At 71.3% G+C, this 25,106-nt stretch carries 22 protein-coding genes; 4 read left to right on the top strand and 18 right to left on the bottom strand.

All coding sequences use genetic code 11. The features are described 5' to 3' along the window. Positions 1 to 49: 49 nt before the first annotated feature. The 5 genes from ilvC to ACFWPS_RS12920 all read right to left on the bottom strand — a co-directional run bounded on the left by ilvC (position 50) and on the right by ACFWPS_RS12920 (position 8,239). Positions 50 to 1,048 carry a ketol-acid reductoisomerase gene (ilvC, locus tag ACFWPS_RS12940; protein ID WP_089098583.1) on the bottom strand — a complete coding sequence of 333 codons (999 nt, stop codon included), beginning with the start codon at positions 1,046 to 1,048 and terminating at the stop codon, positions 50 to 52. A gap of 141 nt (positions 1,049 to 1,189) precedes the next feature. Then, on the bottom strand, positions 1,190 to 1,714 hold the full coding sequence (gene ilvN, locus ACFWPS_RS12935; RefSeq protein ID WP_046726929.1) for an acetolactate synthase small subunit: 525 nt from the start codon (positions 1,712 to 1,714) through the stop codon (positions 1,190 to 1,192). A 45-nt stretch (positions 1,715 to 1,759) separates the two neighbouring features. Continuing rightward, positions 1,760 to 3,625, bottom strand: coding sequence for an acetolactate synthase large subunit (locus tag ACFWPS_RS12930; RefSeq protein ID WP_383704160.1), 1,866 nt, complete (start codon positions 3,623 to 3,625; stop codon positions 1,760 to 1,762). A 243-nt stretch (positions 3,626 to 3,868) separates the two neighbouring features. Further along, positions 3,869 to 6,820 carry a putative bifunctional diguanylate cyclase/phosphodiesterase gene (locus ACFWPS_RS12925; RefSeq protein WP_383704319.1) on the bottom strand — a complete coding sequence of 984 codons (2,952 nt, stop codon included), beginning with the start codon at positions 6,818 to 6,820 and terminating at the stop codon, positions 3,869 to 3,871. A 468-nt stretch (positions 6,821 to 7,288) separates the two neighbouring features. Then, the gene (locus ACFWPS_RS12920; RefSeq protein ID WP_383704158.1) at positions 7,289 to 8,239 is read right to left on the bottom strand and encodes a 2-hydroxyacid dehydrogenase; all 951 of its coding nucleotides are present in this window, start codon (positions 8,237 to 8,239) and stop codon (positions 7,289 to 7,291) included. Positions 8,240 to 8,313: 74 nt separating this feature from the next. Here ACFWPS_RS12920 and ACFWPS_RS12915 point away from each other — a divergent pair, with 74 nt between their 5' ends. Both ACFWPS_RS12915 and ACFWPS_RS12910 read left to right on the top strand, forming a co-directional pair. Further along, positions 8,314 to 9,315 carry an aldo/keto reductase gene (locus ACFWPS_RS12915; RefSeq protein WP_383704155.1) on the top strand — a complete coding sequence of 334 codons (1,002 nt, stop codon included), beginning with the start codon at positions 8,314 to 8,316 and terminating at the stop codon, positions 9,313 to 9,315. Between the two features lie 162 nt (positions 9,316 to 9,477). Beyond that, positions 9,478 to 10,653: a PQQ-dependent sugar dehydrogenase gene (locus ACFWPS_RS12910; protein WP_383704154.1), complete on the top strand. Its 1,176-nt coding sequence runs from the start codon at positions 9,478 to 9,480 to the stop codon at positions 10,651 to 10,653. 13 nt (positions 10,654 to 10,666) lie between these two features. Here ACFWPS_RS12910 and ACFWPS_RS12905 read toward each other — a convergent pair whose 3' ends face one another. The 6 genes from ACFWPS_RS12905 to ACFWPS_RS12880 all read right to left on the bottom strand — a co-directional run bounded on the left by ACFWPS_RS12905 (position 10,667) and on the right by ACFWPS_RS12880 (position 16,253). Beyond that, complete coding sequence (locus tag ACFWPS_RS12905; protein ID WP_383704152.1) at positions 10,667 to 10,912, bottom strand: DUF6191 domain-containing protein; 246 nt, start codon at positions 10,910 to 10,912, stop codon at positions 10,667 to 10,669. Positions 10,913 to 10,934: 22 nt separating this feature from the next. Further along, on the bottom strand, positions 10,935 to 13,970 hold the full coding sequence (locus ACFWPS_RS12900) for an AAA family ATPase (RefSeq protein WP_383704150.1): 3,036 nt from the start codon (positions 13,968 to 13,970) through the stop codon (positions 10,935 to 10,937). Positions 13,971 to 14,158: 188 nt separating this feature from the next. After that, on the bottom strand, positions 14,159 to 14,344 hold the full coding sequence (locus tag ACFWPS_RS12895) for a hypothetical protein (RefSeq protein ID WP_383704148.1): 186 nt from the start codon (positions 14,342 to 14,344) through the stop codon (positions 14,159 to 14,161). Positions 14,345 to 14,550: 206 nt separating this feature from the next. Further along, positions 14,551 to 15,216 (bottom strand): hypothetical protein, encoded by a 666-nt coding sequence (locus ACFWPS_RS12890; RefSeq protein ID WP_383704145.1) that lies wholly within the window; start codon positions 15,214 to 15,216, stop codon positions 14,551 to 14,553. 35 nt (positions 15,217 to 15,251) lie between these two features. Further along, positions 15,252 to 15,827, bottom strand: a complete 576-nt coding sequence (locus tag ACFWPS_RS12885; protein ID WP_383704143.1) for a GNAT family N-acetyltransferase — start codon at positions 15,825 to 15,827, stop codon at positions 15,252 to 15,254. 99 nt (positions 15,828 to 15,926) lie between these two features. After that, positions 15,927 to 16,253 (bottom strand): hypothetical protein, encoded by a 327-nt coding sequence (locus tag ACFWPS_RS12880; protein WP_383704141.1) that lies wholly within the window; start codon positions 16,251 to 16,253, stop codon positions 15,927 to 15,929. 186 nt (positions 16,254 to 16,439) lie between these two features. Between ACFWPS_RS12880 and ACFWPS_RS12875 the strand changes: the two genes are divergently transcribed. Next, positions 16,440 to 17,249: a methyltransferase domain-containing protein gene (locus ACFWPS_RS12875; RefSeq protein WP_383704139.1), complete on the top strand. Its 810-nt coding sequence runs from the start codon at positions 16,440 to 16,442 to the stop codon at positions 17,247 to 17,249. A 56-nt stretch (positions 17,250 to 17,305) separates the two neighbouring features. On the opposite strand, the gene gatB is transcribed toward ACFWPS_RS12875, so the two are convergent. The 6 genes from gatB to ACFWPS_RS12845 all read right to left on the bottom strand — a co-directional run bounded on the left by gatB (position 17,306) and on the right by ACFWPS_RS12845 (position 21,884). Further along, positions 17,306 to 18,820, bottom strand: coding sequence for an Asp-tRNA(Asn)/Glu-tRNA(Gln) amidotransferase subunit GatB (gene gatB, locus ACFWPS_RS12870; protein WP_383704137.1), 1,515 nt, complete (start codon positions 18,818 to 18,820; stop codon positions 17,306 to 17,308). A 15-nt stretch (positions 18,821 to 18,835) separates the two neighbouring features. Continuing rightward, positions 18,836 to 19,078 (bottom strand): hypothetical protein, encoded by a 243-nt coding sequence (locus ACFWPS_RS12865; RefSeq protein WP_089098594.1) that lies wholly within the window; start codon positions 19,076 to 19,078, stop codon positions 18,836 to 18,838. After that, on the bottom strand, positions 19,075 to 20,568 hold the full coding sequence (gene gatA / locus ACFWPS_RS12860) for an Asp-tRNA(Asn)/Glu-tRNA(Gln) amidotransferase subunit GatA (RefSeq protein ID WP_383704135.1): 1,494 nt from the start codon (positions 20,566 to 20,568) through the stop codon (positions 19,075 to 19,077). The genes ACFWPS_RS12865 and gatA overlap by 4 nt, the downstream gene beginning before the upstream one ends. A gap of 6 nt (positions 20,569 to 20,574) precedes the next feature. Further along, positions 20,575 to 20,871 carry an Asp-tRNA(Asn)/Glu-tRNA(Gln) amidotransferase subunit GatC gene (gene gatC / locus ACFWPS_RS12855; RefSeq protein ID WP_007384860.1) on the bottom strand — a complete coding sequence of 99 codons (297 nt, stop codon included), beginning with the start codon at positions 20,869 to 20,871 and terminating at the stop codon, positions 20,575 to 20,577. 113 nt (positions 20,872 to 20,984) lie between these two features. After that, entirely contained in the window at positions 20,985 to 21,476 is a 492-nt protein-coding gene (locus tag ACFWPS_RS12850) for a cupin domain-containing protein (protein ID WP_383704133.1), read from the bottom strand. Positions 21,477 to 21,512: 36 nt separating this feature from the next. Next, entirely contained in the window at positions 21,513 to 21,884 is a 372-nt protein-coding gene (locus tag ACFWPS_RS12845) for a DUF4267 domain-containing protein (protein ID WP_383704131.1), read from the bottom strand. 97 nt (positions 21,885 to 21,981) lie between these two features. Here ACFWPS_RS12845 and ACFWPS_RS12840 point away from each other — a divergent pair, with 97 nt between their 5' ends. Beyond that, the gene (locus tag ACFWPS_RS12840) at positions 21,982 to 22,560 is read left to right on the top strand and encodes a TetR/AcrR family transcriptional regulator (RefSeq protein ID WP_383704129.1); all 579 of its coding nucleotides are present in this window, start codon (positions 21,982 to 21,984) and stop codon (positions 22,558 to 22,560) included. 156 nt (positions 22,561 to 22,716) lie between these two features. Here ACFWPS_RS12840 and ACFWPS_RS12835 read toward each other — a convergent pair whose 3' ends face one another. Then, positions 22,717 to 24,957 carry a putative bifunctional diguanylate cyclase/phosphodiesterase gene (locus ACFWPS_RS12835; RefSeq protein WP_383704126.1) on the bottom strand — a complete coding sequence of 747 codons (2,241 nt, stop codon included), beginning with the start codon at positions 24,955 to 24,957 and terminating at the stop codon, positions 22,717 to 22,719. Positions 24,958 to 25,106 lie beyond the last annotated feature (149 nt).

Genomic DNA, 25,106 nt, shown 5'->3' with positions numbered 1-25,106 from the left:
GGCGGACAACAGGGCCGGGGCAGCTCGCCCCGGCCCTGTCACCTGGGGCTCACGCGTCTTCGTTCACCCAGGACATCAGCTTGCGCAGCTGCTTGCCGGTGGTCTCCAGCAGGTGCTCGGAGTCCTGCTTCTTGTACTCGTTGTACTTCTTCAGACCGCCGTGGTACTCGTCCATCCAGTTGTTGGCGAAGGTGCCGTCCTGGATCTCGGCGAGGATCTGCTTCATCTCGGCCTTGGTGGCGTCGGTGATGATCCGCGGGCCGGTGACGTAGTCGCCCCACTCGGCGGTCTCGGAGACCGACCAGCGCATCTTCTCCAGGCCGCCCTCGTACATCAGGTCGACGATGAGCTTCAGCTCGTGGAGGCACTCGAAGTAGGCGATCTCCGGCTGGTAACCGGCCTCGACGAGGGTCTCGAAACCGGCCTTGACCAGGGCGGAGGTACCACCGCAGAGGACGGCCTGCTCGCCGAACAGGTCGGTCTCGGTCTCCTCGGTGAAGGTCGTCTTGATGACGCCGGCGCGGGTGCCGCCGATGCCCTTGGCGTACGACAGGGCGAGCGCGAAGCCGTTGCCGGTGGCGTCCTGCTCGACGGCCACGATGCAGGGCACGCCGCGGCCTTCCTCGTACTGGCGGCGGACCAGGTGGCCCGGGCCCTTGGGGGCGACCATGCAGACGTCGACGCCGGCCGGGGGCTTGATGAAGCCGAAGCGGATGTTCAGGCCGTGGCCGAAGAACAGCGCGTCGCCGTCGTTCAGGTTGGGGGCGATGGACTCCTCGTAGACCTGGGCCTGGATCGGGTCCGGGACCAGGATCATGATGACGTCGGCCTCGGCGGCGGCCTCGGCCGGGGTCACCACGCGCAGGCCCTGCTCCTCGGCCTTCGCCTTGGACTTGGAGCCCTCGTGCAGACCGACACGCACGTCGACACCCGAGTCGCGCAGCGACAGGGCGTGGGCGTGACCCTGGCTGCCGTAGCCGATGACCGCGACCTTGCGGCCCTGGATGATGGACAGGTCGGCGTCGGCGTCGTAGAACAGCTCGGCCACTTTGGGTTCTCTCCTTGGTGTGCAGGTGTTGCGTCCCACCGTATGACGGCGGGCGGAAGGGAAGTCTCGGGGTCTCGGTATACGGGCGGTCGGCGCGCCGCGAACGACCGTCGGCCGCCCGTGTCAAGCCTTGCTCAAGCCTTACGCAGATCGGTCGAGGGCGCGCAGCGACCGGTCGGTGATCGAACGGGCCCCGCGCCCGATCGCGATGGTGCCGGACTGCACCAGCTCCTTGATGCCGAACGGCTCCAGCATCTTGAGCATGGCGGTCAGCTTCTCGCTGCTGCCGGTGGCCTCGATGGTGACGGCCTCCGGGGAGACGTCGACGGTCTTGGCGCGGAACAGCTGGACGATCTCGACGATCTGGGAGCGCGTCTCGTTGTCGGCGCGCACCTTCACCAGAACGAGTTCCCGCTGAACGGCCGAACCCGGCTCCAGTTCGACGATCTTGAGCACCTCGACGAGCTTGTTGAGCTGCTTGGTGACCTGCTCCAGCGGCAGGGCTTCGACGCTCACCACGATCGTGATGCGGGAGATGTCGGCGTGCTCGGTGACCCCGACGGCGAGCGAGTCGATGTTGAAGCCGCGGCGGGAGAACAGCGCCGCGATCCGGGCGAGGATGCCCGGCTTGTTCTCCACCAGGACGGAGAGCGTGTGCTTGGACATTTTCTTCTACGTCTCTCTCTCAGCGTCTCTCTTAGCGTCTCTCGCTCAGTCGTCTTCGTTGTCGCCGAAGTCGGGGCGGACGTCCCGGGCGGCCAGGATCTCGTCGTTGGAGGTGCCGGCGGCGACCATCGGCCACACCATGGCGTCCTCGTGGACGATGAAGTCGACGACGACCGGGCGGTCGTTGATGGAGTTCGCCTCTTCGATGACCTTGTCGAGGTCGTCCGGGGACTCGCAGCGGATGGAGTAGCAGCCCATGGCCTCCGACAGCTTGACGAAGTCGGGGACCCGGGTGCCGCGGGCGTCCGGATTGACGTCGTCCGGCCCGGAGTGCAGCACCGTGTTGGAGTACCGCTGGTTGTAGAAGAGGGTCTGCCACTGGCGGACCATCCCGAGAGCGCCGTTGTTGATGATGGCGACCTTGATCGGGATGTTGTTCAGGGCGCAGGTGGTCAGTTCCTGGTTGGTCATCTGGAAGCAGCCGTCGCCGTCGATCGCCCACACGGTCTGGCCCGGCCGGCCGGCCTTGGCGCCCATCGCGGCCGGGACCGCGTAGCCCATGGTTCCGGCGCCGCCGGAGTTCAGCCAGGTGGCGGGCTTCTCGTACTGCACGTAGTGCGCGGCCCACATCTGGTGCTGGCCGACGCCCGCCGCGAAGATGGTGTCCTCCGGGGCGAGCTGCCCGATGCGCTCGATGACCTGCTGCGGCGAGAGCGAACCGTTGTCGGGCAGGTCGTAGCCCAGCGGGTAGGTCTCACGCCAGCGGTTGAGGTCCTTCCACCAGGCCGCGTACCTCGACTTGGCGGCCTCGCCCTGCTGGCCCTCGCTGTGCTCCTTCTGCACCGCCTGGATCAGGTCGGCGATGACCTCGCGGGCGTCACCGACGATGGGCACGTCGGCGGCGCGGTTCTTGCCGATCTCCGCGGGGTCGATATCGGCGTGGACGATCTTCGCGTACGGGGCGAAGCTGTCCAGCTTGCCGGTGACGCGGTCGTCGAAACGGGCTCCGAGGGCGACGATCAGGTCGGCCTTCTGCAGCGCGGTGACGGCGGTGACCGCACCGTGCATGCCCGGCATTCCCACGTGCAGCGGGTGGCTGTCGGGGAACGCGCCGAGCGCCATCAGGGTGGTGGTGACGGGCGCTCCGGTGAGCTCGGCGAGGACCTTGAGCTCGGCGGTGGCGTGCGCCTTGATGACGCCGCCGCCGACGTAGAGGACCGGCCGCTTCGCGGACGTGATCAGCCTGGCGGCCTCACGGATCTGCTTGGCGTGCGGCTTGGTCACCGGACGGTAGCCGGGCAGGTCCATCACCGGCGGCCAGGAGAAGGTGGTCTTCGCCTGGAGGGCGTCCTTGGCGATGTCGACCAGGACCGGACCCGGGCGGCCGGTGGAGGCGATGTGGAACGCCTGCGCGATCACCCGGGGGATGTCCTCGGCCTTGGTGACCAGGAAGTTGTGCTTGGTGATCGGCATGGTGATGCCGACGATGTCCGCCTCCTGGAAGGCGTCCGTGCCGATCGAGGAGGACGCGACCTGCCCGGTGATCGCCACGAGCGGCACCGAGTCCATGTGCGCGTCCGCGATCGGCGTCACCAGGTTGGTGGCGCCCGGTCCCGAGGTCGCCATGCAGACGCCGACCTTGCCGGTGGCCTGCGCGTAGCCGGTGGCCGCGTGCCCGGCGCCCTGCTCGTGCCGGCACAGGACGTGGCGCACCCGGGTGGAGTCCATCAGCGGGTCGTAGGCCGGCAGGATCGCGCCGCCGGGGATGCCGAATACCGTGTCAGCGCCGACCTCCTCAAGGGAGCGGATGAGGGACTTCGCACCCGTGACGTGCTCGACGGGCGCGGACTGCTGTCCTCCGGAACGGGGCCGCGGCTGCGGATGGTGGGCCCCCGGGGCCTGCTCGGTCATCGGCATTCTCTTCTCGATGCTGAGGGTTTTTGCGAGGTTCGTACGGATTTCTACTGCCGTACGTCTGGTGCTGGTGCAACAAAAAACCCCTCGTGCCAAAAGGCAAGCGAGGGGAGCGCGCCGGTGTGGTCGCTGGGGATTCCGGATCGTCCTCCGGTGGGTCCCAGCTCAGCCGACGCGCTGTCCAAGTACGAGAATTCGGGTGCGCATGGGACTGACCCTCCCTCTGACGCGCACCACGTGTCAAGTGGGTGGGACGGGAGTCTCATTATGTGAGCGTAGGCCACTTCCGCCTCCGAGTACGGCGGGTACACCGGCAGGCACACCACTGGTGTACACCCCGGAGCCGCCCCCCGCGAACGCCGGCTCGGCCGCCGGTGCGTGCGGGACCGGATAGTGGCCGGAACCGAGCGCCCGGCGCAGCCGGTACTCGTCCACCGGGCCGGAGAACGCCATGCCCATCCCGTGGGTGCACCCCATCGCGCGGAGCGCCGTGACCTGCTCGGGCAGGTCCACGCCCTCGGCCACCGACTGGAGGCCGAGATCGCAGGCGATCCGCAGCAGCCCGCTGGTGATCTTGTGCAGGCGGGCCGACTCGACGACCCCCTCCACCAGACCGCGGTCGAGCTTGAGCACGTCGACGGGGAGCTTCCTCAGGGCCGTGATCGCCGCGTAGCCGCTGCCGAAGCCGTCCAGCGCGACCCGGACACCGTGCCGGCTGAGCGCGGTCAGCCGCCGCTCCAGCTCGTCCAGCGGGACCCTGGGGTCGGTGTCGGACAGCTCCAGGACCAGCGCCCCCGAGGGCAGCCCGTGCCGGGTGAGCAGGGCCTCCAGGGAGCCGAGCGGCGAGGACCGGTCGAGCAGCCGCCGGGCGGACATCCGGACGGCGACCGGCACCACGAGCCCGCCCGCGGCCCGCTCGGCGGCCTGCTCGACCGCCTCCTGGAGGATCCAGCGGTCCAGCTCGGAGGTCTTGTCGCTGTCCTCGGCGACCCGCAGGAACTCGGCAGGCGTGAACAGCACCCCCTGCGAGGAACGCCAGCGCGCCTGCGCGGAGACCGATTCGATCCGGCCGTTCTCCAGGCACACCACGGGCTGGTGCAGCAGCGCGAACTCGCCGTCGTGCAGGGCGGCCCGCAGCCGGGTGGCCAGTTCCGCCTTGCGTACGACGTCCTGCTGCATCTGCGGCTTGTACAGCTTGACGCGGCCCTTTCCGGCCGACTTGGCCCGGTACATCGCCAGGTCGGCGTTGCGCAGCAGCTCACCCGCGCCGAGGCCCGGTTCGGCGAAGGCGACACCGATGGACGCGTTGACACGGACATCGTTGCCGTCAATGGCGTACGGCTGGGAGAGGGTCGTCCTGAGGCGGTCGGCGAGCTCCAGGATGTGCCGCTCCCGGGCACTGCGGTCACGGGTGCCGTCACCGACGATCAGCGCCGCGAACTCGTCGCCGCCCAGCCGGGACGCGGTGTCGCCGTGGCGGACCGTGCCCTGGAGCCTGCGCGCGGCCTGGACGAGCAGTTCGTCGCCGGCCTGGTGCCCGATCGTGTCGTTGACCGCCTTGAACCCGTCCAGGTCGATGAAGAGCACCGCCGTGTTCCGCAGGGCCGGGCCCCGGTCGGAGGAGCGGCGGCCGGACAGGGCCTGCTGGACGCGCCGGGTGAACAGGGCGCGGTTGGGCAGGTCGGTGAGCGGGTCGTGCTCGGCGTTGTGCTGGAGCTGCGCCTGCAGGCGCACTCTTTCGGTCACGTCCCGGCTGTTGAAGATGAGGCCGCCGTGGTGGCGCTTGACGGTGGACTCGACGTTGAGCCAGCCGCCCTCGCCGGAGCGGAACCGGCACTCGATGCGGGTGGTGGGTTCCTCCAGGGAGCTGGCGGCGAGGAAGCGGCGCACCTCGTGCACCACGCAGCCCAGGTCCTCCGGGTGGATGAGGTTGGCCAGTTCCGAACCCACGATGTCCTCGGCCGGGCGTCCGTAGACCCCGGCGGCGGCCGGGGAGACGTACCGGAGGATGCCGTTGGGTGCGGCGATCATGATGACGTCGCTGGAGCCCTGCACCAGGGAGCGGAAGTGGTTCTCCTGCTGCGCCAGTTCCTGGGTGAGGGTGATGTTGTCGAGCAGCATGATGCCCTGCCGCACGACGAGCGCCAGGACCACACAGCCGGCGGTGATCAGGACGACGTGGTCCGGACTGCGGCCGTTCAGCACGTTGTAGAGGATGCCCAGGGTGCACACGGCGGCAGCCAGGTACGGGGTGAGCGCGGCCAGCGAGCCGGTGATCGGCCGGCCCGCCGGGTACCGGCTGTGATCGCCTCCCGGGACGGGCGCGGGCGGCTGCTTGGGCGCCGTGGCCCGGCCGCCGGGCACGTGCTCGTGGACCACGCGCGTGTGCCCGTCGGGATCCTGGGCGCCCGTCGCCCTGGGTGCGGCCCAGGGGGCGTACGCGAGCAGCAGCGAGCCGGCGAACCAGCCCGCGTCCAACAGCTGGCCGGAGCGGTAACTGCTGTGCAGCAGCGGCGAGGTGAACAGGGCGTCGCACATCACGGTCAGGGCGAGGGCGCCGATCGCGGTGTTCACCGCGGTGCGGTTGCCCGGCGAGCGCCGGAAGTGCAGCGCGAGCACCATGCTCACCAGGGCGATGTCCAGCAGCGGGTACGCCAGCGAGAGCGCGGTGTGCGCGACGCTGGGCCCGTCGAACCGGGCGGCCTGGGCGAGCGCGAGGCTCCACGACAGGGTGAGCAGCGAGCCGCCGATCAGCCAGGCGTCCAGGCCCAGGCAGATCCACCCCGCCTTCGTCACCGGCCGCTTGGCCAGCACCAGCAGGCCGACGATGGCGGGCGGCGCGAAGCACAGGAAGAACAGGTCGGCGTAGCTGGGGCTGGGCACGGGCCGCTGGAGCACGACCTCGTACCACCCCCAGACCGCGTTGCCCAGGGCCGCCATCGCCGAGGAGAGGGCGAAGAGCAGCCAGGCAGGTCGAAAGCGGACCCGCGGGGAGCGGGCGTAGAGGAAGCACGACACGGCGGCGGTGCCGGCGGCCGCGGTCAGACCGAAGTCGCCCATGAACAGGGCGATCTGGTTCGAGCCCCAGTCGAACGCGGAACCGACGGCGTATCCCGCGCAGATCAGGGCCAGGACGAGTTGGCGGACCACGCCGGTCCCGCCGCCGGTGACCGGCGGCCGGGGGTGCGGCATCCCCGCCGGAGGCTGTGCCCGCAGCGCTCCGGGGAGGGTGGTCGTCACAGGCGTCGACGCTGTCACCGGATCCTCCCGGTCCGCGCCGTTCCCGGGTCCCTCGGGTCCCGGTGCGCTGGGTGCGCATGCCTTCTGCGGCCGCTGTGCCTGCGGTGGTGGTGATGGCTGGTGTGGTGGCCGCGTCTGCGCGCAGCTGTGCGCCAGGGTCGCCGCCGGCGGCTCCGCCGCGTCGGATCGTTCGTCCATAGGCCGTGCATCGCCCGTCGCCCCCCTCACAAATCTGAAATGTCCATCCCCGGCGCCGAACGGTGCGCGGCGCAGCCCCTTCCGGGACGATACACCAGTCTCGTCACTCAGGGACATAGCTTCTCTACGCTCCGTAACGACCAGCGGCTATGCGCGCACGCACCGCGTCCGGAAGGTTGCGGACCGTACCGGAAGCGGATTACACGCGTATTGCCGCGATGGTCAGTTGTCGGTGGATCCCGTCGTCAAAATCACGTTTCGCAATGGCTCCCGGTTCACGAAACGGTTCAACTGCTGGGTGACGACGCGCTTGGCGCGCGGCAGGAAGGCCGAGGTGGGGCCGCCGACATGAGGGCTGATCAGCACTCCCGGCGCATGCCACAAGGGGTGTCCGGCCGGCAGCGGCTCGGGGTCGGTGACATCCAGGGCGGCGGTGAGGCGGCCGCTCTCCAACTCGGCGAGCAGGGCCTTGGTGTCCACGACGGGACCGCGCGCGATGTTCACGAGCAGCGCACCGTCCTTCATCCGCGCGAGGAACTCCGCGTTGACCAGGCCACGCGTGGTGTCCGTGAGGGGCGTGGAAAGGATGACGACATCGGCTTCCGGAAGCAGATGTGGCAGTTCGGTGAGCGGAAGCACGGGACCGCGCGCCGAGGCGCGCCCGGAGCGCGCGACGCGCGCCACCCGCGCAACCTCGAACGGTACGAGCCGGTCCTCGATGGCCGCGCCGATGGCGCCGTAGCCGACGATGAGGACGGACTTGTCGGCGAGGGCGGGATGGAAGCCGCTCTCCCAGTGCTCCCGCTGCTGGGCGCGCACGAACCCCGGGATGCCGCGCAGGGACGCCAGCGTGAGGGCGAGGGCGAGCTCGGCGGTGCTCGCCTCGTGCACCCCGCGCGCGTTGCACAGCGGCACGCCGGGCGCGATGAGGTCGATGGCGGCGATCATGTCGTCGACCCCGGCGGTGAGGGTCTGGATGAGCCGGACGTTCCGCATCCCCTCCAGCGGCCGCACCTTGACCTGCTGCCGCTTCATGTAGGGGACGACGTACACGGCACAGTCGGCGGGGTCACCGGGAAAGTCCTGGTCGCCGTCCCAGAAGAGGTAGTTGAGCCCGTCGGGGAGGCCACTGAACTCGGCCGGCGGGATGGGGAGCCACACGTCGGAGGTCATGGTCAGGAGGCTATGTCAGAGGTGTGCGGGCCTGCGGGTTAGGTTGGGGGCCGGAGAAGGAGGTTCACGGGCTGGTGGAGCGCAGGACGATCGGCGCGGGGGCGCTCGCGGTGGGGGCCGTCGGACTCGGGTGCATGCCGATGAGCTGGGCGTACAGCGGGTCGCGACAGCGGGGCGACGAGTCTCTGAGAACGGTGCACCGGGCGCTGGACCTGGGCGTGACACTTCTGGACACGGCCGACATGTACGGCCCGTTCACCAATGAGCTGCTGCTGGGGCGGGTGCTCAAGGAGCGGCGCGCGGATGCCTTCGTGTCGACGAAGGTGGGCCTGCTGGTGGGCGACCAGCACATCGTGGCGAACGGCCGGCCCGGCTATGTGAAGCGGGCGTGCGACGCGTCGCTGCGCCGGCTCCAGACGGATGTCATAGACCTCTACCAGCTGCACCGCGCCGACCCCGAGGTTCCCGTCGAGGAGACCTGGGGCGCGATGGCGGAACTGGTGCAGGCGGGGAAGGTGCGGGCGCTGGGGTTGTGCGCCGTGGGGGCGCGCGGGGGGCGCAGGTCCGGCGCGCGACTGCATGACGCGACCCTGCGTCAGCTTCAGCGGGTGCAGCAGGTGTTTCCGGTGAGCACGGTGCAGGCGGAGCTGTCGGTGTGGTCGCCCGAGGCGCTGGAGGCTCTGCTGCCGTGGTGCGCGGCGCGTGGCGTGGGGTTCCTCGCGGCGATGCCGCTCGGCAACGGCTTCCTGAGCGGCACGCTCACGCCGGGTGAGGGGTTCGAACCGGACGATCTGCGGGCGCGGCACCCGAGGTTCACCGCGGAGATGATGGCGGCGAACCAGCCGATCGTGGCGGGGCTGCGGCGGGTTGCGAGCCGGCAGGGGGGCGACGGTGTCACCGCCGCTCAGGTGGCGCTGGCGTGGGTGCTGGCGCAGGGGCGGCATGTGGTGCCGGTGCCGGGGGCGAAGCAGGGGCGGTGGGTGGCCGAGAACGCCGGTTCGGTGGGTGTCCGGCTGACCGCCGGGGATCTGGCGGAGCTGGGCGGGCTGCCTGCTGCGCGGGGCTCGTGGGATTGAGCGGTTGTCGAAAGTGCCGCGATCTGCCGGTGGTTCGGTGCGGCGACGTCGTGGCTGGTCGCGCCCACTCGGCGGAGCCGCAAATCGATACAGCCCCGCGCACCTTACGGGGCGCCTTGTACTAACGTCGGTCGGAGGAGCCGGGGTTGTTTCGAAGGGACCGTGAGCGTGCGACGTCGAGGTGGGGCCGCGGTGTTGGCCGTGGCCGGGGTCCTGGTGGTGGCGGGGTGTTCCTCCGGGGGCGGTGGTGGGGGGCTGCCCACGGCGCCCTGGGCCGAGTCGTCGGCGAGCGGCTCCGGGGCCTCCGCGTCCGCCACGGCGAGTGAGTCCGCCGCGCCTGCCAAGGGCTCGGTCAAGGTGCTGCGTACGGTCGCCGAGGGGCTCAAGTCGCCCTGGGGGCTGGCGCCGCTGCCGGACGGAACCGGGCTGCTGGTGTCCGACCGGGACGACGGGACGATCAGCAAAGTCGACGAGAAGACCGGGAAGATCACGGAGCTGGGGATCGTCTCCGGGGTGTCCGCGGCCGGTGAGGGGGGCCTGCTGGGGATCGCCCTCTCCCCCGACTTCGCCTCGGACCACATGATCTACGCGTACTTCACGTCGGCCTCCGACAACCGCATCGTGCGCCTGCTCTGGGACGAGAGCAAGCCGGCCAAGGAACAGCTGGGCGCCCCCGACACGATCTTCAAGGGGATTCCGAAGGGGTTCATCCACAACGGCGGCCGCATCGCCTTCGGCCCGGACGGAATGCTCTACGCCGGCACCGGGGAGAGCGGGCAGCGGGGCCTGGCGCAGGACAAGGGCTCTCTCGGCGGGAAGATCCTGCGGCTGACACCGGAGGGCGACCCGGCCCCCGGCAACCCGTTCCCCGACTCCCCCGTCTACACCTACGGCCACCGCAATGTGCAGGGCCTGGCCTGGGACGACCACCAGCGGCTGTTCGCCTCGGAGTTCGGGCAGGACACCTGGGACGAGCTGAACGCCATCAAGCCCGGCGGCGACTACGGCTGGCCGAACGCGGAAGGCAGGTCCTCCGACCCGAAGTACGTCAACCCGATCGCCCAGTGGCACACCGACGACGCCTCCCCCAGCGGCATCGCCTATGTCGACGGCGTGATCTGGATGGCCGCTCTGAAGGGCCAGCGGCTGTGGCGCATCCCGCTGGACGGCACGACCGCGGCCGCCGCACCGCAGGCCTTCCTCACCGGCGAGTACCGCCGCCTGCGCACGGTCGTGACGGCGGGCGGCGACAAGGTGTGGCTGGTGACCAGCAACACCGACGGGCGGGGCAAGCCGAAGGCGGGCGACGACAGGATCCTGGAGCTGGAGGTGAAGTAGGCCGCGCCGCCGCTCACGCCTCGTCGTCCCGGGAGTCCGCCGAGGGCTCCGCTTCGGATTCCTCTTCGGACGCCGCCGCGGACGCCGCCGCGGGCTCCTCCTGTGGAACTCTGATGACGACCTTGCCGGACGCGAGGTCTATCGGTCCGCGTCCGGGATCCGTGTCCCCCACGTCCTCCCGGGTCAGCTCGAGCCGCTTCTGCTCCTCGTGGGTGTGTTTGCGGCCGGGTGCGAAGAGCTCCTCGAACATGTTGAACACGGTGCCTCCTGTGCCGGTCCCCTTATCTGGTCGGGTCGAGGGCCTCGGCGGGGAACAACCCGAGTCTGTGTGCCACCGCCGCCGCCTCGCCCCTTCCTGCAACGCCCAGCTTGCCCAAAATGTTCGAGACGTGGACGCTCGCGGTCTTCGGGGAGATGAAAAGCTCCTCGGCGATCTGGCGGTTGGTGCGGCCGGCCGAGACCAGGCGGAGGACGTCGCGCTCCCGGCTGGTGAGGCCGAGGCTCTCGGCGGGGTCGAGGACCCGCGGGGCGGCGCGGGTGGTCAGGGTGAGGCGGGCGCGCTGGGCGAGAAGGGCGACGGCCTCGGCGAGCGGGCGGGCGCCCAGGTGGTCGGCGACGGCTCCGGCCAGCCGGAGGAGTTCCGTCGCGCGGTCGCGTTCGTCGTCGCCGGTGGCCTCCTCGAGCAGGGCCTGGGCGAGGCGGCGGCGGACCCTGGCGAGGTCGTAGGGGCGGTCCAGGCACTCGAAGTCGGTGACCACGTCCGACCAGACGGCGGCGGTGTCGGTGCCCCGGGCGCGGTGCAGCTCGGCGCGGGTCCAGCGCTCGTACGCCTGCCAGACGGGCGCGCCGGTGGTGAGCTTGCGCGCGGCCTCGGCGAGCCGGTCGAGGGCCTCGGCACGACCGTCGGCCGCCGCGGGCAGGACGCGGGCGTCGGCCTCGGCGGTGGCCGCGGCCAGCAGCAGGGGCCAGCCGTAGCGGTGGGTGCCGGGCGGGAAGCCGGCCGTCAGGGCGCGGTCCAGCTCGGCGCGGGCGTCGAGGAGCCTGCCCTCCTCGGCGGCGACGTCGAGGGCGATGCGGGCCACGGGCAGCTGTACCTGGGGCATCGGGTCATGGGTGCCGTAGTGAGCCTGGGCGAGGGCCAGTTGGCGGCCGGCCTCGGCGGCGTCACCCCGGGCGAGGGCGATATGGGCGAGACGCAGGGCGCCGGCGCCGCGGGGCTTGGCGCTGGCCGCGGAGCCGAGGGAGGCCGCCGCGGCTTCGGCGGCCTCGTCCCAGTCGCCGAGCGCGTACAGCGATTCGGAGAGGTTGCCCCAGATCCATGCCTCCGAGTCCAGCAGGCCGTATCTGCGGGCGAAGGCGAGGCCCTCTCGCATGATCGGCACGGCCTCCCGGGAGCGGCCGACCGACTCCAGCTCGGAGGGGAGGTTCGTGTAGACGCGTCCCGCGACATGGGCGACGCCTTCCCGGAGCACGGCGTCCTTGACCCGGTGCAGCTCTTCCAGGCCGTTGTCGACGTCACCGGCGTCGACCATGAGGCAGCCGAGGGTGACCCGGGCATTGAGCTCGATCTCACGCGCACCCACCATCCGCGCGTACTGCACGGCCCGCTCGGCGGCGGCGAAGGCCTCGGGGCCGGGTTCGTGCTGCATGGACCAGCTGGCGGCGTTGGCCAGCACATCGGCGTGCACCTCGGAGGGCGGCAGGCCGCGCACCAGGTCCTGGGCGGTGCCGAGCTCCTGCCAGCCGTCGCCGCGGGCCAGGCCCTGGACCAGCCGGGAGCGCTGCACCCAGAACCAGGCGGCACGCTGCGGGTCGTGCTCGTCCTGGAGGATCCGCAGCGCCTTCTTGGTGATCTTCAGGGCGCGTTCGCGCTCCCCGCAGAAGCGGCCGGCGACCGCCGCCTCCGCCATCAGGTCGAGGTAGCTCAGCGGAGTGGCTGCCGGATCGCAGCCACAGGGAGGGTAGACGTCGGTGTAGTCGACGGGGCGCAGGGCCGCGCGGATCTCCCCGGGGGCGATGTCCCAGAGCTCCATCGCCCGCTCCAGGAGCCGCAGCTGCTCGCTGTAGGCGTGCCGGCGGCGGGCCACGACGGAGGCGTCGAGGACGGCGGGCAGTGCCTTGGCCGGGTCGTGGGCCTGGTACCAGTAGCTGGCCAGGCGGGTCACGCGCGCGTCGGCCGGCACCAGTCCCGGGTCGGCCTCCAGCGCCTCGGCGTAGTGGCGGTTGAGCCGGGAGCGTTCGCCGGGCAGCAGGTCGTCGGCGACGGCCTCGCGGACCAGGGAGTGCCGGAAGCGGTAGCCGTCGCCGGCGGGGGTGGCGGTGAGGAGGTTGGCGCCTACGGCGGCCCGCAGCGCCTCTATGAGGTCGTCCTCGGCGAGCCGGGCGACGGCGGCGAGCAGCCGGTACTCGACGGTGGAGCCGCCCTCGGCGACGATCCGGGCCACCCGCTGGGCGCTCTCGGGCAGCGCCTCGACCCGGACCAGGAGCAGGTCGCGCAGGGAGTCGGTGAGCCCGGTGCAGCAGCCCTCGACGGCGGCCACGGCGAGTTCCTCGACGAAGAAGGCGTTGCCGTCGGAGCGTTCGAAGATCTCGTCGACCTGGGCGGGGTCGGGTTCGGTGGCGAGGATGCCGGCGATCTGGCGGCCGACCTCCTCACGGGTGAAACGGGCGAGTTCGAGGCGGCGGACGGTGCGCAGCCGGTCGAGTTCGGCGAGCAGGGGGCGCAGCGGGTGGCGGCGGTGGATGTCGTCGGAGCGGTAGGTGGCGAGGACGACGAGCCGGCCGGTGCGCAGGGTGCGCAGCAGGTAGGCGAGGAGGTGGCGGGTGGAGGCGTCGGCCCAGTGCAGGTCCTCCAGGGCGACGACCACCGTGCGCTCGGCGGCGACCCGCTCCAGCAGGCGTGCGGTCAGCTCGAAGAGACGGGCCATGCCCTGTTCGTCGTGGCGGCCCGAGGTGGCCTCGCCGAGCTCGGGCAGCAGCCGGGCCAGCTCGTCCTCCTGGCCGGCGGCGGCCGCGGCCAGTTCGTCGGGCAGGGCGGCCCGCAGCGCGCGCAGGGCGGTGGAGAAGGGGGCGAACGGCAGCCCGTCGGCGCCGATCTCCACACAGCCGCCCAGGGCGACGACCGCGCCTTGGCGGCAGGCGGCCGTGGCGAACTCCTCGACCAGCCGGGTCTTGCCGACGCCGGCCTCGCCGCCGAGCAGCAGCGCCTGCGGCTCGGCGGCCCCGGCACGCCCGAGCGCGTCGTTCAGTGTGTCCAACTCGTCGCTGCGGCCTACGAACACGGGACTCACGGACCTGGTTTCCACAGGCCAGAGCATCGCACGGGGCCCGGAGCCCACGGCAGCGGTTTTCCACAGCGCCGGTGCGCTTGTCGTACCTGTGAATGGCGGCGAGGGAAGCAACGGGGGAAACCGGTGGCCGACCCCCGTACGGCCACCGGCTTCCCCGTTCCGGGCTTGACCGTTCCCGGCCTCCGGGCGGTCGGCGCCGCCCGGCCGCCCCGTGTTCACGCGGCGCGCGGGAGCCGGCGCCGGCCACGGCGGTCGGTATGGGCCTCCTGCGCCACCGCGGCGTCCCGGGCCTCTCGGCGAGCGGCGCGGCGGGAGCGGACGGCCTCACGGGCGAGGCGGGCGTCGTCGGCCTGCCGGCGCAGTTCGGCGGAGCGGATCCGGTGGAGTTCGTACTCGAACATGGTGTGTCCCTTGTGAGAGCGGGTGGTTGGGCTTCGCTTTCCGCGATGCCTCCACCTTCGTCTCCCAGGGGGGTGCGCCACATCGGGAGAGTTCCGCATCTTCGCGGGGCCGCCTGACCCCGGACACGCGTAAGGGGCCTTAGTACGTCCGTAAGGTGCTTACGGACGCCCTAAGGCCCCTTCTGACCTGGGCTGTCGCGGCTGGGTCAGCTGGTCGACGGCAGGCCGAGGAGTGCTTCGGAGTACTTGAGGACGGCCAGCAGCAGGCCGATGACTGCGATCGCCACGCCGGCCCAGGCGACCGACTTGATCCACGGCGCCTGCGGCTTGCCGGGGGCGCCGAAGGCGGGCCGGGCCAGCACCACGACGGCGGTGAGCAGCGCGGCCAGCGCGAACAGGCCGGCCCACAGCGCGGTGGTCTGCCACGCGTCGCCGTACACCTCCTTGACCTGCGTGGCGACGCTCGCGGTCGACGAGGTCTGGAGCTGGCCGATGAGGGTCTCACGGGCCGCGGCCACCGTACCGATCCAGCCACCCGTGAGGGAGACCAGGCCGAGCGCGACGGAGACGACGGCACCGGCGCCCTGACCGACGCCGGACGGGCCCTCGGCCTCGGCCAGGTCCCCGGCAAGGTCGGCGTCGTCCTCCAAGTGCTCCACGTCCTCCGCGTCCTCCGCGTCCTCCGCGTCGAGGTCGGCGTCCGTGCCGTCGGCGGCCTCGGTACCGGCGGCCGCCGCCTCCGGCTCGGCCCCGGCCTCGGTACCGGACTCCGACGCGTCGTCGGCGCTCTTGGTGACGCTCACCTTCTCCTCGTCGGTCGTGGCTTCGGCGCCCGTCGCGGCACCGGTCTCGTCAACTGTCTTGGTTCCCATGTCCGGCACCGTACGGATCCTGTCTGAGAGGCGTCTTAATGATCGTTCTCTACGGCACGCGCGCGTGCTTCACGCCATTCCGGGGCGAGGATCGACCACACCTCCAGGTCGTGCCGTAGGCCACCATAGGGGTGCGCCTGGCGGCGTACGCCATCGCGGGTCATCCCCAGCCGCCGGGCCACGTTCAGGCTGGGCACGTTGCCCGAGGCGGCGACCCACTCGATCCGGTGGATGCCGCGCTGCTCGACCGCGAAGTCGAGGAGGACCCGCATCGCGCGCGTGACGAGTCCGCGCCCGGTGCCGGCCGGCTCCAGCCAGCAGCCGACCTCGGCGTTCCCTTGTTCGGCGTCGAAGTTCAGGAACAGCACCCCGCCGACGAGCGTGCCCTCCAGCCACAGGCCGTGCAGGGAGCCGGTGTCGGCGGCGCGCAGGTCGGCGTACCGCTGGAGCACGGCGCGTGCGGAGGGCACGTCCGTCGCCTTGGAGCCGAAGGGGATGAACTGCCCGATGAACTCCCGCCCGCGTTCCAGGTGGGCCAGGAACTCCTCGGCGTGCCAGGGCTCCAGTGGGCGCAGTTCGGCTCCGTCGTCACCCAGGGATATCGCGTACATCGTGCTTCTCCGGTTCCACCGCGTCCTCGGCCGGCACGTCGAGCCTCTCATGCGCGGCGCGGCACTCGGGCGGCTCGACGCCGGTCCGGGGCGGGCATGTCAGTCGAACTGGTCTCCGAGCGCCATCACCATGGTGCCCAGGATCATCAGCCAGAGGGCCCAGCGGGTACGGCCGCGGGCCCCGATCGCCCCCGCGAACACGCACACGGCGGATCCGGAGCCGTAGGCGGCCGGCACCACGGCGGCCACGCCCCCGCCCACTCTCATCGAGGCGGCGGTGAGTCCCATCAGGGCCAGCAGCACCCCGGTCACGGTGGCGGTCCAGCGGGCCCGACGGGCGTCCTCGAAGAGGTCCTCGTCCTCGTCTTCCGCGGCCTCCACCTCGGTTATCTCGGGTTCGGCGTCGGATTCGGCGTGTCCGGTCATGGCGGGCGAGCGTAGTACCCGCACCTGAGGAAACCGGCTGCGGACCAGGTCGGCAAATGCTAGCTTCCGCTGGTCAGCCTTGACCGGCCCCTCGCCGACGACCGAAGCGGGTGCATTGTTTGACGGTTCGAATGAGCTCCTACGCATCGCCCTTCACTACGAAGATCACAAGGAGCCCGTTCACCGATGTCCGACGCCGTCTCTCCCGCACCGTCGAAGGACGCCCCCCTCACTGACCGTCTGACCCTGCCCCGGTACCCGCTCAGCAGCACCTACGACGCCCGCTGGGCCGTCGAGAACCAGATGGGCCCGCACGCCCTGTGGCTGCTGGAATGGCTGGCCCCCGCCCTCGGCCTGGACGCGCTGCGCCCCTGCGCACGCGTGCTCGACCTGGGCTGCGGCCGGGCGATGACCTCGATCTTCCTGGCCAGGGAGTTCCATGCGCAGGTCACCGCCGCGGACCTGTGGATCAGGCCCGACGACAACGCCGGGCGCATCGCCGAGGCGGGGTTCGCCGACCGCGTGCAGCCGGTCCACGTCGAAGCGCACGACCTGCCCTTCGCCGAGGGCAGCTTCGACGCGATCGTCTCGGTCGACGCGTACCAGTACTTCGGCACCGCCGACCTCTATCTGCCCACGCTCACCCGGCTGCTGAAGCCCGGCGGACGGATCGGGATCGTCGTGCCCGCGGTCCGCGAGGAACTGGACGGCGCCGAGCCGCCGGAGCACCTCAGGGCGCACTGGGACCCCGGTTTCTGGGCGTTCCACTCCGCCGGCTGGTGGCACCGGCACTGGACCCGCAGCGGGGCCGTGCAGGTCGAGGCCGCCGACTGGCTTGAGGACGGCTGGCGCGACTGGCTGCTGTGGAGCGAGGTGTGCGCCGCGGAGAGCCCGTACCCGGAGATGGCCCGGATGGCCCGGGAGTCGGTGGAGCTGGTGAAGGCGGACCGGGGGCAGCTGCTCGGCTTCGCCCGGATCGTGGGCCGCCGCCGCTGACGCGGTACGGCCCCGGAGGCAGCGCCTCCGGGGCCGTACCAGGTGCGTGCCGCTGCTCAGCCCTCGCTGACGCCCAGCTTCTCCAGGATCAGTTCCTTGACGCGGGCCGCGTCGGCCTGGCCCCGGGTCGCCTTCATGACCGCGCCGACCAGCGCGCCCGCCGCGGCCACCTTGCCGCTGCGGATCTTGTCGGCGATGCCCGGGTTGCCGGCGATGGCCTCGTCGACGGCGGTGCCGAGCGCGGAGTCGTCGGAGACGACCTTCAGACCGCGCTTGTCGACGACCTCGTCCGGGGTGCCCTCGCCGGCGAGGACGCCCTCGATGACCTGGCGGGCCAGCTTGTCGTTCAGGTCACCCTTCGAGACCAGCTCGGTGACCCGGGCGACCTGCGCCGGGGTGATCGCCAGCTCGTCGAGTGAGGCGCCCGACTCGTTGGCGCTGCGCGCCAGTTCGCCCATCCACCACTTGCGGGCGGAGGCCGCGTCGGCCCCGGCGTCGATGGTGGCGACGATCAGGTCCAGCGCACCGGCGTTGAGGATCGCCTGCATGTCGAAGGCCGAGATGCCCCACTCGGCGAGCAGCCGGGTACGGCGGGCCAACGGCATCTCGGGAAGTGCCGCGCGGATCTCCTCGACCCACTCGCGCGAGGGCGCCACGGGGACCAGGTCGGGCTCCGGGAAGTACCGGTAGTCCTCGGCTTCCTCCTTCACGCGGCCCGAGGTCGTCGACCCGGTGTCCTCGTGGAAGTGCCGGGTCTCCTGGATGATCGTCCCGCCGCCGTTGAGCACGGCCGCGTGCCGCATGATCTCGAAGCGGGCCGCACGCTCCACGGAACGCAGCGAGTTCACGTTCTTCGTCTCGCTGCGGGTACCGAACTTCTCGCGGCCGTGCGGGCGCAGCGACAGGTTCACGTCGCAGCGCATCTGGCCCATCTCCATCCGCGCCTCGGAGACACCGAGCGCCCGGATGACCTCGCGCAGCTCACGGACGTACGCCCGCGCGACCTCGGGGGCCCGCTCGCCCGCGCCCTCGATCGGCTTGGTGACGATCTCGATGAGCGGGATGCCCGCGCGGTTGTAGTCCAGCAGGGAGTGGGACGCGCCGTGGATACGGCCCGTGGCGCCGCCGACGTGCGTCGACTTGCCGGTGTCCTCCTCCATGTGGGCGCGCTCGATCTCCACGCGGAAGGACGTGCCGTCCTCCAGCTGTACGTCGAGGTAGCCGTTGAAGGCGATCGGCTCGTCGTACTGGGAGGTCTGGAAGTTCTTCGGCATGTCCGGATAGAAGTAGTTCTTCCGGGCGAAGCGGCACCACTCGGCGATCTCGCAGTTCAGCGCGAGACCGATCTTGATCGCGGACTCGACGCCGGTCGCGTTGACGACCGGGAGCGCGCCGGGCAGGCCGAGGCAGGTCGGGCAGGTCTGCGAGTTGGGCTCGGCGCCCAGCTCGGTCGAACAGCCGCAGAACATCTTGGTCCTGGTACCGAGTTCGACATGGACCTCAAGGCCCATGACGGGGTCGTAGGACGCCAGCGCGTCCTCGTACGACACCAGGTCGATCGTGGTGGTCACGGTGAAACTTCCCTCTCAGCCCAGCAGGACGTCGTCGTCGCCCAGCCGCTTCAGCTCGCGGTACAGCAGGGCGAAACCGGTGACGATCGCGACGGCGGACACGGTGGCGTCGATCAGCCGGAGCGTGTCGTGCTCAGCTCGGGCCTTCTTGATCTGCTTGGCGACACCGACCGCGCCGAACGCGGTGGTGGCCATGGACAGGTACGTACCGGACTTCGACTTCTTGAAGCCCTTGGCCTTCGACAGTGCGTTGCTCACAGCGACGGTGCCTCCTCCAGGAGCGGGTGGCCCCACCTTTCCACGAAGGCGGCCTCGACGGCGGCGCCGACCTTGTAAAGCCGGTCGTCCTTCAGCGCCGGGGCGATGATCTGGAGGCCCACCGGGAGGTTGTCCTCCGGGGCGAGACCGCAGGGCAGCGACATCGCCGCGTTGCCCGCGAGGTTCGTCGGGATGGTGCACAGGTCGGCCAGGTACATCGCCATCGGGTCGTCGGCGCGCTCGCCGATCGCGAAGGCGGTGGTCGGCGTCGTGGGCGACACGATGACGTCCACCTGCTCGAAGGCCTTCTCGAAGTCGCGCGTGATGAGCGTGCGGACCTTCTGGGCGGAGCCGTAGTACGCGTCGTAGTAGCCGGAGCTCAGGGCGTACGTACCGAGCATGATGCGGCGCTTCACCTCCGGGCCGAAGCCCGCCTCACGGGTGAGGGAGGTGACCTCCTCGGCCGAGTGGCCGCCGTCGTCGCCCGTCCGCAGGCCGTAGCGCAGGCCGTCGAAGCGGGCGAGGTTGCTCGAACACTCGCTCGGCGCGATGAGGTAGTACGCCGACAGCGCGAGGTCGAAGGACGGGCAGTCCAGCTCGACGATCTCGGCGCCCAGCTCCTTCAGCAGGGCGACGGACTCGTCGAACCGCTGGATGACACCTGCCTGGTAGCCCTCGCCGCGGAACTGCTTGACGACACCGACACGCATGCCCTCGACGCTCCCGTTGCGGGCGGCTTCGACGACCGCCGGGACGGGCGCGTCGATGGAGGTGGAGTCCAGCGGGTCGTGCCCGGCGATGACCTCGTGCAGCAGCGCCGCGTCCAGGACCGTACGGGCGCAGGGCCCGCCCTGGTCCAGGGAGCTGGAGAACGCGACCATGCCGTACCGCGAGACGGCGCCGTACGTCGGCTTGACGCCCACCGTGCCGGTGACGGCGGCCGGCTGGCGGATGGAGCCGCCGGTGTCGGTGCCGATGGCGAGCGGCGCCTGGAAGGAGGCGAGGGCCGCGGACGAGCCGCCGCCGGAGCCACCGGGGATCTTGGTGAGATCCCAGGGGTTTCCGGTCGGCCCGTAAGCGCTGTTCTCGGTGGAGGACCCCATGGCGAACTCGTCCATGTTGGTCTTGCCGAGGATGACCACGTCGGCGGCCTTCAGCCGCTTGGTGAGCGTGGCGTCGTACGGCGGGATCCAGCCTTCGAGGATCTTCGAACCGACCGTCGTCGGAATGCCCTGGGTGGTGAAGATGTCCTTCAGTGCGAGCGGGACGCCGGCGAGCGGCCCGAGCTTCTCGCCCCTGGCCTTCTTCTCGTCGACGGCGCGCGCCTGCGCCAGGGCGCCATCGCGGTCGACGTGCAGGAAGGCGTGCACCTTCTCGTCGACGGCCTCGATGCGGGCGAGGTGTGCCTCGGTGACCTCGACGGCCGTGAGCTCGCCGGAGGCGATCTTCGCGGCGATCTCGGCGGCGCCGAGCTTGATGATGTCCGTCATGACTGTCTAGTCCTCCCCCAGGATCTGCGGCACCTTGAAACGCTGCTGCTCCTGGGCCGGGGCGCCGGAGAGCGCCTGCTCGGGGGTGAGCGAGGGACGGACCTCGTCCGCGCGCATGACGTTCGTCAGCGGCAGCGGGTGCGAGGTCGGCGGTACGTCTTGGTCGGCGACCTCGCTGACGCGGGCGACCGCGCCGATGATGTCGTCCAGCTGGCCTGCGAAGTGTTCGAGTTCTTCGGGCTTCAGCTCCAGACGCGCCAGCCGGGCGAGGTGGGCGACCTCCTCGCGCGTGATGCCAGGCATGCAGCGTTCCTCTGGGGTGAGTGTGTGTGGTTTGGAGCCAATCCTATGGGGCAGGGCCCGGTGACCGTGAAACGGTTTCCCCTCGGGCCCCGAAACCTCCGTACATCCGCGGCTCAGTGCCGGGTGTCCCAGGCCTCGCTGCGCAGGTAGTGGTTGTCGTACAGCTCCTGCACCTCCAGGAGGCTCTCCAGGGTGGCCTCGCCCAGGCGCAGGCGCTGGAGGTGGCGGAAGTACTCGAAGCGCTCCACGCCCGGGGTGATGACGATGAGGATGTCCGCGGTGCTGCCGGGGACGGCGGCGAAGGCGTGCGGCGCGCCGGGCGGGATGACGACCAGGTCGCCGCGTTCGGCGGTGACGACGTCGTCGCCGGAGAGCAGGTCGGCGGCGCCGTCGAGCAGGTAGAACATCTCGGCGGAGTTGCGGTGCAGATGCGGTACGGCGCCGTCGGCGCCCTCGCCGAGGGTGACGCGGACGGTGGAGAGCGCGCCCCCGGTGGCACTGCTGTCGGCGAGCAGCTTGACCCGGGTCGGGTCACCGCCGACCACCTCGGCGTCGGCCTCCCGCACGATCACGGACTCATCGAACTTCGGTACGAACAACGACATTTCAGAACCCCCTGTTGATGATGACGTGTCGCCTGGTCAGACGAGGAACAGCAGCACCGCACTGATCAGCACGACGACCGCGGTGGCGAAGTGGATCCCGAACGCGACCGCCTTCGTCCCGCCGTTCCGCAACACCACCAGCGTGTCGCAGAGCGGCACGAGTGCCACACAGAGCATGAACCAGGCCTCGGCGCGGGTACCGGCGAAGGCGAGCAGGGCGAGGCCTATGACACCGAAGGTGCCGTCCCTGATGCCTTTGATCGTGAGGTAGGCGCCGGCGTCGCCCTTCGGGTCGGCGGGGACGCCGTAGCCGACGGCGGCGGGCCCGGGCCGGAACAGGAACCGGTAGCCGAGGAACACGCAGAACAGGTCGAGCACGACGGCGAGCGTGTAGGCGGTGACAGTCATGACGGACTCTCCGTTTCCGTTTTTCTAGCATTGCTAGGCCTGAGAGCGAACCTAGCAGAGCATGGACAGATTGGCTAGCACTGCTAGAATCCGGAGCATGTCGATTCAAGGGCGCCGGGAGCGCGAGCGGGCAGAGCGGGAGCAGCTGATCGTCACGGCCGCGCGGGAACTCGCGGAGGCGGAGGGCTGGGACGCGGTGACGACCCGCCGGCTGGCCGCCGAGATCGAGTACAGCCAGCCGGTCCTCTACAGCCACTTCAAGGGCAAGGACGCGATCATGGCGGCGGTGGCCGTCCAGGGCTTCGCGGAGATGGCGACGGAGCTGCGGACGGCACGTGCCGCGGCGAAGGGCACACGGGAGTCACTGGCAGCGGTGGCGGAGGCGTACACCTCGTTCGGCCGTCGGCGCCCCGCGCTGTACGACGCGATGTTCACGCACCGGGTTGACCTGCCGTTCGCGACCCAGGAGGCCCCGGAGGCCCTGTGGGCGGCGTTCGGTGAGCTGCTCCAGGCGATCGAGCCGATCGCCACCGGCGACGACGACCCCGGCATCCTGACGGAGACGTTCTGGGCAGGCCTGCACGGCCTGGTGACGTTGACACGCAGCGGCCGCCTGCCGGAGGAGGCCCACGAGACGAGACTGGCGCTGCTGGTGGGGCACTTCACAACCCCGTAAGGACAGGTCTCTTGGGGGCGCGGGACTGTGTCTGATATGCGGCTCCGCCGCGTGGGCGCGAGCAACCACAACGCACCCGCAGCCGCCAACACGACCGCACCCCCACGGCAGACGCTCACCTCTTGAGAGACGGTGAACGGGCGGGCGGGTGGGAAACTACTCGGCGGCCGGCAACGCAGCCCGCGGACGCTGCCACCCCCGCGACCCCCGCGCCAGCAGCCACGCCGTGGCCTCCTCCGGCGGCATCGCCGCGGCCACCAGCCACCCCTGCACCGCGTCACACCCGAGGTCCCGCAGCCGCTCCCACGTCTCGTCGTCCTCCACACCCTCCGCGACGACCAGCAGCCCCAGCGAATGCGCGAGGTCGACCGTGCAGCGCACGATCTCCGCGTCCTCGTTGTCGACGGCCAGCCGGGCCACGAAGGACCGGTCGATCTTCAGCTCGCTGACCGGCAGCCGCCGCAGATGCACGAGCGACGAATACCCGGTGCCGAAGTCGTCGAGCGACATCTTCACGCCGTGCCCGTGCAGCCCCGCGAGGGTGTCGGCGGCCCGCTGCGGGTCCTCGAGAAGCACATGCTCGGTTATTTCCAGCTGCAGCGCCCCGGCCGGCACCCCGTGCCGTGCCAGCCGCGCCGCCACCAGGCCCGCGAACCCCGGCGTGTGGACGTCCCGCGGCGAGACGTTGACCGCCACCGGCACCCGCAGCCCCTGCGCCCGCCACCGGGCGACCTGCGCGAGCGCGGTCTCCAGCACGTACTCCGTCAGATGGGGCATCAGCCCGGACGACTCGGCGATCGCTATGAACTCGTCCGGCGGCACCTTCCCGCGCTCCGGGTGCACCCATCGCACGAGCGCCTCGAGTCCGGCCACCTGGCCGTCGAAGCGCACCTTCGGCTGGTAGTGCAGCTGCACCTCGTGGGCGTCCAGGGCGCGCCGCAGATCGCCCAGCAGGCCCAGCCGGTCGGGGGTGTTGGAGTCCCGCTTGGACTCGTACACCTCGACGCCGGTACGGTCCCGCTTGGCCTGGTACATCGCCACGTCGGCCCGGCGCAGCAGCCCCTCCGCGTCGAGCGCGTGGTCGGGGAAGACGGCGACACCCGCGCTGGCCTCAAGCACCAGGGTGAGGCCGTCGAGGTCGAGCGGCGAGGAGAGGGCCGTGACCAGGCCGCGGGCCACCCGGGTGGCCGAGGTGGTGGAGTCGGCGACCGGAAGTAACACCGCGAACTCGTCACCGCCAAGCCGGGCCGCCTCCGCTCCGCGCGGCAGCGCGGCCCGCAGCCGGTCGGCTATCTGGAGCAGCAGCCGGTCACCGGCGAGATGACCGAGCGTGTCATTGACCGAACGGAACCGGTCGAGGTCGATCAGCATGAGGGCGGAGCGGGCACCGATGCGTTCGGCGTCGTCGAGGGCGGTCCAGATGCGCTCAAGGAGCCACTGCCGGTTGGGCAGTCCGGTCAGCGGGTCGCGCAGCTGCTCCTCGGCGCGGGCCCGGGCTATCCACAGGGTGGAGTCGAGGGCGACCAACGGGATGGAGAACAGCGGCAGCAGCAGCGGCTGGGCGACGGCGACCACGCAGATCAGCGGGGCGATGCCGAGCAGGGCGACGGCGACCAGGCCCTGGCGCATCAGGGCGGTGCGGGCGACGGTGGGCAGGCCGCCGCCGCGTGGAGCGTGCAGGTACCAGAGCAGGGCCCGGGTGACGGCCAGGTAGGCGGCCGCGACGAGCACGACCTCGGGGGCGGCGGCGACGCTCCAACTGGCGGGGTTCCAGGGTGACTCGACCGTCGGGACGCGTCCGAACACGCCGAGCACCAGCGCGCCGGCCCCGATGCCGAGGATGTCCACCGCGCCGTGCAGGACACCCTGCCGCCAGCGGTGGCGCCTGGCTATGCCGACCAGGACGACGACGGTGAGGCTGACCATGCCGGCGGGCACCCAGCCGTAGAGCAGGAGGACGGCGAGGGTGAGGGCGGCGCCGGAACCGGTGCCGCCCCACCAGCGGGCGCGGCCGAGCAGGACGAGGTGGCCGACGATGATGCCGGTCAGCACGGCCAGCGACCAGCCGACCGTGCCGGACGGGAAGAGGGCGTGGTTGTCCGAGAACGCGCGGTAGAAACCGGCGCCGAGGACGAACGCGGCGGCCGCGACGACCCCGGCGGGCAGCGCGGGCCAGGACAGGTGCCGTTCGTGATCGGTGCCGACCAGGCCGGGCGGTGGCTCGACGGCGGCCAGCGGCAGCGGGTCGCGGGCGTCCGCCGCGATGCCCGCCATCGGCACACCCGGCAGGCCGGGGCGCCGATCGCCCCGCACCGTCCACCGGCTCCCCCGCCACGCGCACGCCCGGCGGCGCAGCGGCGGCCGCGCGCCCGGGGCGGCGCTCTCGGTCGGTTCCATTCCCGTCCCTCTCACAGCCGGCGGTGCCCACGCCATGCGGTCCGTGCCCAGCCGGAGCACGGGAATGCCCCGACCGCAGCTGGGCACGGCAGGTGCACATCTCAACAGTAGGCCGCAGAAGGCTTCCACGGGCAGCGGTCGTCTACGGT

It is taken from the genome of Streptomyces sp. NPDC058457, assembly GCF_042720695.1.
GTDB lineage: Bacteria > Actinomycetota > Actinomycetes > Streptomycetales > Streptomycetaceae > Streptomyces.
The sequence above is the reverse complement of the archived record's forward strand: the minus strand, read 5'-3'. Positions and strand labels throughout refer to the sequence as shown.

Excerpts from the sequence above, each read along its gene's own strand:
- ilvN (WP_046726929.1), bottom strand. The coding sequence starts at position 1,714 with ATGTCCAAGCACACGCTCTCCGTCCTGGTGGAGAACAAGCCGGGCATC.
- ACFWPS_RS12930 (WP_383704160.1), bottom strand. The coding sequence starts at position 3,625 with ATGACCGAGCAGGCCCCGGGGGCCCACCATCCGCAGCCGCGGCCCCGT.
- ACFWPS_RS12925 (WP_383704319.1), bottom strand. The coding sequence starts at position 6,820 with ATGCCGCACCCCCGGCCGCCGGTCACCGGCGGCGGGACCGGCGTGGTC.
- ACFWPS_RS12920 (WP_383704158.1), bottom strand. The coding sequence starts at position 8,239 with ATGACCTCCGACGTGTGGCTCCCCATCCCGCCGGCCGAGTTCAGTGGC.
- ACFWPS_RS12900 (WP_383704150.1), bottom strand. The coding sequence starts at position 13,970 with ATGCTCTGGCCTGTGGAAACCAGGTCCGTGAGTCCCGTGTTCGTAGGC.
- ACFWPS_RS12895 (WP_383704148.1), bottom strand. The coding sequence starts at position 14,344 with ATGTTCGAGTACGAACTCCACCGGATCCGCTCCGCCGAACTGCGCCGG.
- ACFWPS_RS12890 (WP_383704145.1), bottom strand. The coding sequence starts at position 15,216 with ATGGGAACCAAGACAGTTGACGAGACCGGTGCCGCGACGGGCGCCGAA.
- ACFWPS_RS12885 (WP_383704143.1), bottom strand. The coding sequence starts at position 15,827 with ATGTACGCGATATCCCTGGGTGACGACGGAGCCGAACTGCGCCCACTG.
- ACFWPS_RS12880 (WP_383704141.1), bottom strand. The coding sequence starts at position 16,253 with ATGACCGGACACGCCGAATCCGACGCCGAACCCGAGATAACCGAGGTG.
- ACFWPS_RS12875 (WP_383704139.1), top strand. The coding sequence starts at position 16,440 with ATGTCCGACGCCGTCTCTCCCGCACCGTCGAAGGACGCCCCCCTCACT.
- gatA (WP_383704135.1), bottom strand. The coding sequence starts at position 20,568 with ATGACGGACATCATCAAGCTCGGCGCCGCCGAGATCGCCGCGAAGATC.
- gatC (WP_007384860.1), bottom strand. The coding sequence starts at position 20,871 with ATGCCTGGCATCACGCGCGAGGAGGTCGCCCACCTCGCCCGGCTGGCG.
- ACFWPS_RS12850 (WP_383704133.1), bottom strand. The coding sequence starts at position 21,476 with ATGTCGTTGTTCGTACCGAAGTTCGATGAGTCCGTGATCGTGCGGGAG.
- ACFWPS_RS12845 (WP_383704131.1), bottom strand. The coding sequence starts at position 21,884 with ATGACTGTCACCGCCTACACGCTCGCCGTCGTGCTCGACCTGTTCTGC.
- ACFWPS_RS12840 (WP_383704129.1), top strand. The coding sequence starts at position 21,982 with ATGTCGATTCAAGGGCGCCGGGAGCGCGAGCGGGCAGAGCGGGAGCAG.
- ACFWPS_RS12835 (WP_383704126.1), bottom strand. The coding sequence starts at position 24,957 with ATGGAACCGACCGAGAGCGCCGCCCCGGGCGCGCGGCCGCCGCTGCGC.